Here is a 10,606-nt window from a genome sequence, read left to right as displayed (position 1 = left end):
TCAGGCGCTGGCGCTGCGCACGCAACTGGCCGGGGTCGGCTACCACGCCGGCAGCGTGGTGCTGGCCGCGCACGGCGAGGGCCGCGTGCAGGAGGTGGAACTCGACGGCCCGCGCGGCCGCCGCCGTCTCGCCTGCGATCACTTGGCGTTGGGCTACGGCCTGGTGCCGAACGTGGAACTGGCGCAACTGCTGGGCTGCCGGCTGGGCCGCAGCGGCGCGCATCCGTGCGTGGCGGTGGATGCGCAACTGCGCACCAGCGTCGACAGCGTCTATGCCGCCGGCGAGGCGCTGGGCATCGGCGGGCGCGATTGCGCGCGCGTCGAAGGCGCGATCGCCGGCCACCTGGCCGCCGGCCAGGACGCCGCTGCGCAGGCGCTGCAGCCGCAGCGGCGACGTGCGCGCGCCTTCGCTGAACTGCTGCAGCGGCAGTTCGCGCTGGACCCGCGCATCCATGCGCTGGCCGCGCCGGATACGCTGGTGTGCCGCTGCGAAGACGTGCCGCTGTCCGCGCTGCAGGGCCATGCCGACCTGCGCGATGCCAAGCTGGCCTCGCGCTGCGGCATGGGCGCCTGCCAGGGCCGCATCTGCGGCAGTGCGCTGACCGAACTTGGCCTGGCCACGCGCGCCGCCGATTTCTCCGACGACGGCCGCCGGCCGCCGCTGTTCCCGGCGCGTCTGGACGCGCTGGCCCATCCCTGTCCGGATCCCGCTCCGGACACCGCTTGCGCCGCGCCGTCGCGCGCGGCATCCCTTCGCAACTCTCCACAAGGTGTACATCCATGAGCAAGGCTTCCTTCTGGTACGGCGTGCTGCCGGCCATCACCACCCCGTTCAACGCCGACGGCAGCATCGACCACGCGTTCCTGGCCAAGCATGCGCAGCTCATGATCGACGCCGGCTGCACCGCGATCGTGCCGCTGGGCTCGCTGGGCGAGGCGGCCACGCTGAGCTTCGACGACAAGCTGGCGATCCTGAAGACCCTTGTGCAGGCGGTCGACGGCCGCATCCCGGTGGTGCCGGGCATCGCCGCGCTGTCCACCGACGAGGCCGTGCGCCTGGCGCAGGCGGCCAAGCAGGTCGGCTGCGGTGGCCTCATGGTGCTGCCGCCGTACGTGTATTCCACCGACTGGCGCGAAATGGGCGCGCACATGCGCGCGGTGATCGCCGCCACCGACCTGCCGGCGATCCTGTACAACAACCCGATCGCCTACAAGACCGATTTCAGCCCGGCGCAGATCGCCGAGCTGGCCGCCGAGTTCCCGAATCTGCAGGCGGTGAAGGAATCCTCCGGCGACGTGCGCCGCTTCGCCGCGCTGGGCGAGCTGCTCGGCGACCGCCTGGTGCTGCTGGTGGGCATGGACGATGCGATCGTCGAAGGCCTGAGCATGGGTGCCAAGGGCTGGATCGCCGGCCTGGTCAACGCCTACCCGAAGGAGTCGGTGAAGCTGTTCGAGCTGGCCCGCGACGGCGGCTACCCGGCGGCCAAGGCGCTGTACGACTGGTTCCTGCCGCTGCTGCGTCTGGACACCGTGCCCAAGTTCGTGCAGCTGATCAAGCTGGTGCAGGAGAAGGTCGGCCTGGGCAGCGAGCGCGTGCGCGCGCCGCGGCTGGTGCTGGAAGGCGCCGAGCGCGAGGCCGCGCTGAAGGTCATCGACCACGCCATCGCCACCCATCCCGGGCACTGAGATGAGCACGCAACCGCTGTTGCTGGCCGGCCATTGGCAGGCCTCGCTGGAAGAGCGCGGCAGTTTCCGCGCCGAGGATCCGCGCGACGGGAGCGAGTTCGGCCCGTCGTTCCCGATCAGCGGCGCCGCCGATCTGGAAGCGGCGCTGAGCGCGGCGGCGCTGAGCGCCGACGCGCTGGCTGCGGCCGCGCCGGAACGCATCGCCGGGTTCCTGGATGCGTATGCGGACGCGATCGACGCCGACGTCGAACGTCTGGTGGCGCTGGCACACGCCGAAACCGGCCTGCCGGTGGAGCCGCGCCTGGCCAAGGTGGAACTGCCGCGCGCCAGCGGGCAGTTGCGTCAGGCCGCGCAGGCGGCGCGCAGCCACAGCTGGGCGCAGCCGGTGATCGACACCGCGGCCGGCCTGCGCGCGCAGCTGGGGCCGCTGCACAAGCCGGTGCTGGTGTTCGGTCCGAACAATTTCCCGTTCGCGTTCAACGCGGTGGCCGGTAGCGATTTCGCCTCGGCCATCGCCGCGCGCAATCCGGTCATCGCCAAGGCGCATCCTTCGCATCCGGCCACCAGCCAGCGCCTGGCCCAGCTCGCGCACCAGGCGCTGCTGGCCAACGACCTGCCGGCGGCGACGGTGCAGTTGCTGTATCACTTCGACAGCACGCTGGGCCTGGAGCTGGCCGGCGATCCGCGGCTGGGCGCGATCGGCTTCACCGGCAGCCGTGCCGGCGGGCTGGCGCTGAAGGCCGCCGCCGACCGCGCCGGGGTGCCGGCCTATGTCGAGTTGTCCAGCGTCAATCCGGTGTTCCTGCTGCCGGGCGCGCTGGCCGAACGCGGCGCGGCGCTGGCGCAGGAGTTCTTCGCCTCCTGCACCATGGGCAGCGGCCAGTTCTGCACCAACCCGGGCATCGTGGTGGTGCCCGAGGGCGAGGCGGGCGATGCCTTCATCGCCGCGGCCACCGCGCATTTCGCCGCGGCTGCGCCGGCGCTGCTGTTCTCGCGCGGCGTGCTGGAGCATCTGCAGCGCAGCGTGGGCACGCTGCGCGATGCCGGCGCCACGGTGCTGGCCGGTGGCGAGGCCGATGCAGGTCCCGGCTATCGGCATGCGCCGACCCTGCTGCAAGTGTCGGCCGAGGCCTTCCTGCAGCAGCCCGAGGCGCTGCAGACCGAGGCGTTCGGCCCGGTCAGCCTGATCGTGCGCGGCGGCGGGTTGGGGCAGTTGACCGCCCTGGCGCGCAGCTTCGAGGGCAATCTCACCGGCACCCTGTATCGCGCCGCCGACGGCAGCGACGATCTGGCCTTCGCTGCGCTGGCCGCGGCGCTGCGCCCGCGGGTCGGCCGCCTGATCTGCAACAAGATGCCGACCGGCGTGGCGGTGAGCCCGGCGATGAACCATGGCGGCCCCTATCCGAGCACCGGCCATCCGGGCTTCACTGCCGTCGGCATGCCCGCGGCGATCCGCCGCTTCGCCGCGCTGCACAGCTACGACGGCGTGCCCGACGCGCTGCTGCCGCCGTTGCTGCGCGACCGCAATCCCGGCGGCGTGCAGCGCCTGATCGACGGCAGCTGGAGCACCGCCGACGTGGAGCCGCGCGCATGAGCGAGCAGGCCCAGATCGGCGGGTTGACCCTGGAGCAGGCGCACGCGCAACTGGCGCCGTGGCCGCACCGCGCGCCGGCGATCCAGCAGCAGGAGTACCGGCAGCGTCTGGCCAACGCGCGCGCGCTGATGCGCGCGCACGGCGCCGACGCGTTGCTGATCGGTGCCGGCGCTTCGTTGCGCTACTTCACCGGGGTGCCGTGGGGCGCCAGCGAGCGCCTGGTGGCGATGCTGCTCACCGCCGAAGGCGATCCGCTGCTGATCTGCCCGGCGTTCGAGGAAGGCTCGCTGGACGCAGTGCTGTCGGTGCCAGTGCGCAAGCGCCTGTGGCAGGAACACGAGGATCCGCACGCGCTGGTCGCCGAGGCCCTGCTGGAACTGGACGCGCAGAGCCTGGCGCTGGACCCGGGCGTGGCCTTTGCGGTGCACACCGGGCTGACGGCGGTGCTGGGCCGGATCGCCATCCGCGATGCGGCGGCCATCGTCGACGGCTGCCGCATGCGCAAGTCGTCGGCGGAACTGGCGCTGATGCAGCAGGCCTGCGACATGACCCTGCACGTGCAGCGGCTGGCCGCCGGGCTGATCCACGAAGGCATCACCACCGCGGAACTGACCCGCTTCATCGACCAGGCGCACCGCGCGCTCGGTGCCGACAACGGCTCGACCTTCTGCATTGTGCAGTTCGGCCATGCCACCGCGTATCCGCACGGCATTCCCGGCGTGCAGGCGCTGCGCCCGGGCGAACTGGTGCTGATCGATACCGGCTGCACCGTGCAGGGCTACCACTCCGACATCACCCGCACCTACATCTTCGGCGAGCCCAGCGAGAAGCAGCGACGCATCTGGCAACTGGAGCACGACGCGCAGGCGGCGGCCTTCGCCGCGGTGCGGCCGGGCGTGGCCTGCGCGGTGGTGGACGAGGCCGCGCGCAAGGTGCTGCAGCGTGCCGGGCTCGGCCCGGACTACCAGTTGCCGGGGCTGCCGCATCGCACCGGCCACGGTTGCGGCATGAGCATCCACGAGGCACCGTACCTGGTGCGCGGCAATGCGCTGGCGCTGGCGCCGGGCATGTGCTGCAGCAACGAGCCGATGATCGTGGTGCCGGGCGAGTTCGGCGTGCGCCTGGAGGATCATTTCTACGTCACCGAGGACGGCGCGCAGTGGTTCACGCCGCCGTCGCCGGCGATCGACCGGCCGTTCGCCTGATGCGCAGGGCGGCCGCCTGCAACGTTTGCGCGGCGGCCGCCGCGGTGTGTCACGGGCGCGTGCCGCCCTGCGGAGTTCCTCGATGAAGCACATACGTCTGCCCGTCGTCGGCATGCTGGCACTGGCCCTGCTGAGTGCCTGTCAGCCGTCGGCACCGTCGGCGCCTTCCGCGCCGGCGGCAACGGCGCCGGCCAAGGCAAGCACCTCGCCGTCGCAGGCCTTCGCTGCGCTGCTCGACGCGCAGTGGCAGTATCAGCTCGAGCACCATCCGGAGTTCGCCAGCATCATCGGCGACAGCCGCTACAACGATCGCTGGAGCGACTATTCGCTCGCCGCGCTGGAGGCCGAACGCCAGGCCACCGCTGCGTTCCTGGCGCGCTTCGATGCGATCGATACCAAGGCGCTGTCGGCGCAGGAGCGGTTGAGCCTGCAGATGATGCAGCGGCAGTTGCGCGACCGGCTGGAGGCGATCGCGCTGAAGAACGACGAGATGCCGCTGGAGCCGGTCGGCGGCATCCAGGTGGCGCTGCCGGGCTATGCGCAGGCGTTTCCGTTCGCCAGCGTCAAGGACTACGAGGACTACATCAAGCGCCTGCAGGCGATCCCGGCGCTGCTCGACCAGGTGGTGGCGCTGTCGCGCGCCGGCGCCAGGGACGGGCTGGTGCAGCCGAAGTACCTGCTCAAGCGCATTCCCGCGCAGGTACGCGAGATCGCCGCGCCGGCCGGTGCCGACAGTCCCTTCGCGCTGCCGCTGCAGCAGTTCCCCGCGGCGGTGCCGGAGGCCGAGCGGCCGCGTCTGCGCGCGGCGATGATCGCGGCGATCGACCAGCAGGTGCGCCCGGCCTATCGCAAGCTCGCCGACTTCGTCGCCGACGAATACGCGCCGCAGGGCCGTGCACGCGAAGGCCTGTGGTCGCTGCCCGATGGTGCGCGCCGCTACCGCTTCGCGATCCACACCCAGACCACCACCGATCAGTCGCCCGAGCAGATCCACCAGACCGGCCTGGCCGAGGTCGCGCGCATCGAGGGCGAGATGGGCGTGATCGCCAAGCAGCTCGGCTATGCCGATCTGGCTGCGCTACGCAAGGCGGTGGCCCATGATCGCAAGTTCTTCGCCACCTCGCCCGAGCAGATCCTGCAGCGCTACCGCGACGACATCGCGCAGATGCAGCCGAGGCTACCGACGCTGTTCGGTACGCTGCCGAAGACGCCGCTGGAGGTCCGCGCGATGCCCGCGTTCCGCGCCACCGCGCCCGGTGCCGAGTACTGGCAGAGCGATGCGCAGGGCAGCAAGCCCGGGCTGGTGATGGTCAACACCAGCGACTACGCGCACCGCACCCTGGTCAACATCGAGGCCACCGCGTATCACGAGGGCGTGCCCGGTCATCACCTGCAGATCTCGCTGGCGCAGACCCTGCCGCTGCCGCCGTTCCGCCAGCAATCCAGCTACAACGCCTACGTGGAAGGCTGGGCGCTGTACGCCGAGCGGCTGGGCAAGGAAGTAGGCTTCTACCGCGATCCGTACAGCGACTATGGCCGCCTGGCCGGCGAGCTGCTGCGCGCCAACCGGCTGGTGCTGGACACCGGCGTCCACTACAAGCGCTGGACGCGGCAGCAGATGATCGACTTCTTCCACGCGCATCCGTCCGACGACGAGCCCAGCATCCAGGCCGAGACTGATCGCTACATCGTCTGGCCGGGCCAGGCACTGGGCTACAAGCTCGGCGAACTGGACATCCTGGCGCTGCGCGAGAAGGCCAGGCGCGCGCTGGGCGAGCGCTTCGACATCCGCGCCTTCCACGATGCCATCCTCGGCGGCGGCGCGATGCCGCTGGACCTGCTGGACGCGCGCATCGATGCCTGGATCGCCCAGGTCCAGGCCGGCACCCCCGCCACTTCGGAGACTTCGCGATGACCTCCCGTTCCCGACTGCGCACCGCGCTGGCCCTGGCCATCGCGTGCACCCTGGCCTGGCAGGGCGCTGCCGCCGCCGCGCCCGCAAAGATCGCAGCGCCGGCGGCCGCTGCCCCCGCCGGCGATGCCGGCGCGCGCTTCAAGGCGCTGTACCAGCGCGAGTGGAAATGGCGCCAGGAGCAATTCGCCGGCGCCGACGACGAGGACGCGCAAGGGCAGGCGGCCGATCACCTGCCCAAGGTCGATCCGGCCACCCAGGCGCAGCGCACCGCCTACTGGCAGCAGACGCTGCATGATCTGGATGCGATCGACCCGGCGCAGTTGTCGGCGCAGGACCAGGTGAACTACCAGGTCTATCGCCAGCAACTGCAGGTGCTGCTCGACCAGCAGCGGTTCCGCGCCTGGGAAATGCCGTTCAACAGCGACTCCGCGTTCTGGAGCGACCTGGGATTCACTGCGCGCGCCACCCTGCGCAACCGCGAGGACTACCAGCGCTATCTCGGACAGCTCGCCGACATCCCGCGCTACTTCGACGAGCAGATCGCCAACATGCGCGCCGGCCTGGCGCGCGGTTTCGCCCAGCCCAAAGTGACCCTGCAGGGCCGCGACCAGTCGATCGCCGAGGTCGCGCAGGCGCCTGGCGAGACCAATCTGTTCTACACCCCGTTCAAGCAGATGCCGGCGACGATCCCGGCGCCATTGCAGGCGCAGTTGCGCGCGCAGGCGCGCACGGCGGTCGCCCAGCAGGTGGTGCCGGCCTACGCCAAGCTGCTGCGTTTCATGCGCGAGGAATACCTGCCCAAGGCACGCCCGGCGCTGGCCGCCGAATCGCTGCCCGACGGCGTGGCGTACTACCGCGCGCAGATCCGCGAATACACCACGCTCGACCTCAGCCCCGAGCAGATCCACGCGGTGGGGCTGAAGGAAGTGGCGCGGCTGCGCAAGGAGATGGACCAGGCGATCGTCGACAGCGGCTTCAAGACCCCGTCGGGGCAGCAGACCTTCCCGGCGTTCCTGCACTACCTGCGCACCGATCCCAGGTTCTACGCCAAGACCCCGGAAGAACTGCTCAAGGACGCGGCGTGGATCGCCAAGCGCGTGGACGGCAAGATCGGCGACTACATCGGCCGGCTGCCGCGGCAACGCTTCGCGATCGAGCCGGTGCCGGCGGACCTGGCGCCGTTCTACACCGGCGGGCGCGGTGGCCCCGGCATCTACCTGGTCAACACCTACGACCTGCCGTCGCGTCCGCTGTATAACCTCGCTGCGCTGACCTTGCACGAGTCCTCACCGGGCCATGCGCTGCAGATGCCGTTGGCGGCCGAGCAGGACAACCTGCCGGATTTCCGCCGCTACACCTTCATTTCCGCGTATGGCGAGGGCTGGGCGGTGTACTCGGAATACCTGGGGCAGGAGATGGGGATGTACGACACCCCGTACGACCGCTTCGGCTACCTGACCTACCAGATGTGGCGTGCGTGCCGGCTGGTGATCGACACCGGCATCCACCACGACGGCTGGACGCGGGAGCAGGCGCAGGCGTTCCTGCGCGACAACACCGCGCTCAGCGAGCACGAGGTGACCACCGAGGTCGACCGCTACATCGCCTGGCCCGGCCAGGCGCTGTCCTACTACCTGGGTGAGTTGAAGATCCTGGAGCTGCGGCGCAAGGCGGAGCAGGCGCTGGGCGAGAAGTTCGACATCCGCGCGTTCCACGACGCGGTGCTGGAGACGGGCTCGGTGCCGCTGCCGGTGCTGGAGCAGCGCATCGACCGGTTCATTGCCGAGGGTGGAAAGTCGCCTTGGTCGAAGGAGGCGGCGAAGCAATAAGCCCCTCTCCCCCCGGGAGAGGGGTTGGGGTGAGGGTCGGGCGCGAAGCGCGTGCGGTGTTTCAGCTGCAGGAGGCTTCGCCCGGACCCTCATCCGCCCCTTCGGGGCACCTTATCCCGAGGGGAGAAGGGAAGTAAAAGCCCCTCTCCCTCCGGGAGAGGGGTTGGGGTGAGGGTCGGGACGTGACGCGCGTGCGGTGTTTCAGCTGCATGAGGCTTCGCCCGGACCCTCATCCGCCCCTTCGGGGCACCTTATCCCGAGGGGAGAAGGGAAGTAAAAGCCCCTCTCCCTCCGGGAGAGGGGTTGGGGTGAGGGTAGGGAACGCCGCAGATCATCGAATCGCCAGTGACACCAATCCAGCGGGAGACGCCATGGCCGCACAAGGCAAGTTCCACAAGCGCTTGAGCCTCACCGATCTGACCTTCATCGGGTTGGGCTCGATCTTCGGGTCCGGTTGGCTGTTCTCGGCCAGCCACGTCTCGGCGATCGCCGGGCCGGCCGGCATCGTCTCGTGGATCGCCGGCGGCGTGGCGGTGCTGCTGCTGGGCCTGGTGTACTGCGAACTCGGTGCGGCGCTGCCGCGCGCCGGCGGCGTGGTGCGCTACCCGGAGTACTCGCACGGCGTGCTGCTGGGCTGGCTGATGGGCTTCATCACCCTGATCGCCTTCTCCAGCCTGATCGCGATCGAAGTGGAAGCGGCGCGGCAATACGCCGCGGCGTGGTTCCCTTGGCTCAACCAGGCAGGCAGTACCCATCCCAGCGTCGCCGGCTGGCTGCTGCAACTGGCGCTGCTGGTCGCGTTCTTCCTGCTCAACTACTACAGCGTCAAGACCTTCGCCACCGCCAACAACATCGTCAGCGTGTTCAAGTTCCTGGTGCCGGTGCTGGTGATCGTGCTGCTGATGGCGCACTTCGATGCGCGCAACCTGCACGTGCAGGGCTTCGCGCCGTTCGGCGCGGCCGGAGTGGAAGCGGCGATCTCCGCCGGCGGCATCATCTTCGCCTACCTCGGGCTCACGCCGATCGTGTCGGTGGCCAGCGAGGTGCGCGATCCGCAGCGCAATATCCCGATCGCGCTGATCCTGTCGGTGGCGCTGTCCACGGTGATCTACGTGCTGCTGCAGCTCGCCTTCCTCGGTGGGGTGCCGGCGCAACATCTGGTCAACGGCTGGGGCGGCATCGACAAGGCGTTCTCGCTGCCGTACCACGATATCGCCCTGGCGCTGGGCATGGGCTGGCTGGCGGCGCTGGTGATCTGCGACGCGATGATCTCGCCCAGCGGCACCGGCAACATCTACATGAACGCCACGCCGCGGGTGGTCTACGGCTGGGCGCGCAGCGGCGGATTCCTGCCGGTGCTGACCAAGGTGGACGCCGCCTCCGGCATCCCGCGCCCGGCGCTGTGGCTGAGCCTGGGCCTGTCGGTGTTCTGGACCCTGCCGTTCCCCTCGTGGGAGGCGCTGATCAACGTGGTGTCGGCGGCGCTGGTGCTGAGCTATGCGGTGGCGCCGGTGACCGTGGCCGCGTTGCGGCGCAGCGCGCCGGAACTGCCGCGGCCGTTCCGGCTGCGCGGCATGGCGCTGCTCGGGCCGCTGTCGTTCATCGTCGCAGGCCTGATCGTGTACTGGTCGACCTGGAACACGCTGTCGTGGCTGCTTGGCCTGCAGATCGCCATGTTCGCGCTGTACGTGCTGTACCGCCTGCCCAACGCGGCCGGCCGTGCGCGGCTGTGGCGGCAGGTGCGCGGTGTGCTGTGGCTGATCGTGTTCTTCGCGCTGGTGTTGGTGGTGTCGCGCCTGGGCACCTTCGGCGGCAGCGGCTGGATCGCCCATCCCTGGGACACGCTGTGCGTGGCCGCGATCGCCTTGGGTTGCTACCACTGGGGTGCGCGCAGCGGCCTGCGTCCGGAGGAACTGGCGTTGGAAGAGGATGACGGGGAGTAGCCGTTGCGTGTGTGGAGAGGCGTAGGACGGTTCTTGTCCCTTTTTGTGGGATTGGCTGCGGCAGACGTCAACGGGAAAGCCCGTCGCGGCTAAAGCCGCTCTACGGGAAACAGCGCGTCATGAGATTTTTGGAAACCGAATGAACAAGTTCGTCGTATCGATCGTCATGGCACTGGCCTGCTGCGCCGGCGCCGCCCAGGCCGCGCCCAGCGTCGCCGACTACCAGCGCTCGCTGGGCCTGCGCGAGGCCTGGATCGGCCTGACCGAGAGCGTGACCTGGCCGGCGCAGTGGCGCGACGACGGCGCGTTCTACTACCGCAAGACCGTGCCGGGCGGCTTCGCCTTCGTGGTCGAGGACGTGGCCAGCCAGCGCAAGCAGCCGGCGTTCGACCAGCAGCAGTTGGCGCGCGCGTTGAGTGCGGCGACCGGCACCA

7 protein-coding genes and 1 pseudogene are annotated in these 10,606 nt (G+C 70.1%); all 8 read left to right on the top strand.

What is annotated here, in order from left to right:
• A partial coding sequence (locus D183_RS24670) for an FAD-dependent oxidoreductase (protein ID WP_017909352.1) occupies positions 1-784 on the top strand: 784 nt, incomplete at its 5' end.
• On the top strand, positions 781-1,686 hold the full coding sequence (locus tag D183_RS0112840; protein ID WP_017909351.1) for a dihydrodipicolinate synthase family protein: 906 nt from the start codon (positions 781-783) through the stop codon (positions 1,684-1,686). The genes D183_RS24670 and D183_RS0112840, both read left to right, overlap by 4 nt.
• Position 1,687: 1 nt before the next feature.
• Positions 1,688-3,280 (top strand): aldehyde dehydrogenase family protein, encoded by a 1,593-nt coding sequence (locus D183_RS0112835; protein ID WP_017909350.1) that lies wholly within the window; start codon positions 1,688-1,690, stop codon positions 3,278-3,280.
• The gene (locus D183_RS0112830) at positions 3,277-4,485 is read left to right on the top strand and encodes a M24 family metallopeptidase (protein ID WP_017909349.1); all 1,209 of its coding nucleotides are present in this window, start codon (positions 3,277-3,279) and stop codon (positions 4,483-4,485) included. The genes D183_RS0112835 and D183_RS0112830 overlap by 4 nt, the downstream gene beginning before the upstream one ends.
• A gap of 82 nt (positions 4,486-4,567) precedes the next feature.
• A complete protein-coding gene (locus tag D183_RS0112825; RefSeq protein ID WP_026144431.1) occupies positions 4,568-6,400 on the top strand; it encodes a DUF885 domain-containing protein in 1,833 nt (610 codons plus the stop codon).
• The gene (locus D183_RS0112820; protein ID WP_017909347.1) at positions 6,397-8,229 is read left to right on the top strand and encodes a DUF885 domain-containing protein; all 1,833 of its coding nucleotides are present in this window, start codon (positions 6,397-6,399) and stop codon (positions 8,227-8,229) included. Before D183_RS0112825 ends, D183_RS0112820 begins: the two co-directional genes overlap by 4 nt.
• A gap of 371 nt (positions 8,230-8,600) precedes the next feature.
• Positions 8,601-10,172, top strand: coding sequence for an APC family permease (locus D183_RS0112815; protein WP_017909346.1), 1,572 nt, complete (start codon positions 8,601-8,603; stop codon positions 10,170-10,172).
• Positions 10,173-10,311: 139 nt separating this feature from the next.
• A pseudogene (locus tag D183_RS24665) lies at positions 10,312-10,606 on the top strand (S9 family peptidase); the annotation flags it as partial.

Origin of the sequence: Xanthomonas sp. SHU 199 (genome assembly GCF_000364665.1) — a bacterium.
Lineage (GTDB): Bacteria > Pseudomonadota > Gammaproteobacteria > Xanthomonadales > Xanthomonadaceae > Xanthomonas_A > Xanthomonas_A sontii.
This window is presented reverse-complemented; position numbering and strand designations above follow the sequence as displayed.

Coding starts and splice junctions, on each gene's coding strand:
- D183_RS0112815 (WP_017909346.1), top strand. CDS start 8,601: ATGGCCGCACAAGGCAAGTTCCACAAGCGCTTGAGCCTCACCGATCTG.
- D183_RS0112825 (WP_026144431.1), top strand. CDS start 4,568: ATGAAGCACATACGTCTGCCCGTCGTCGGCATGCTGGCACTGGCCCTG.
- D183_RS0112830 (WP_017909349.1), top strand. CDS start 3,277: ATGAGCGAGCAGGCCCAGATCGGCGGGTTGACCCTGGAGCAGGCGCAC.
- D183_RS0112840 (WP_017909351.1), top strand. CDS start 781: ATGAGCAAGGCTTCCTTCTGGTACGGCGTGCTGCCGGCCATCACCACC.
- D183_RS0112820 (WP_017909347.1), top strand. CDS start 6,397: ATGACCTCCCGTTCCCGACTGCGCACCGCGCTGGCCCTGGCCATCGCG.
- D183_RS0112835 (WP_017909350.1), top strand. CDS start 1,688: ATGAGCACGCAACCGCTGTTGCTGGCCGGCCATTGGCAGGCCTCGCTG.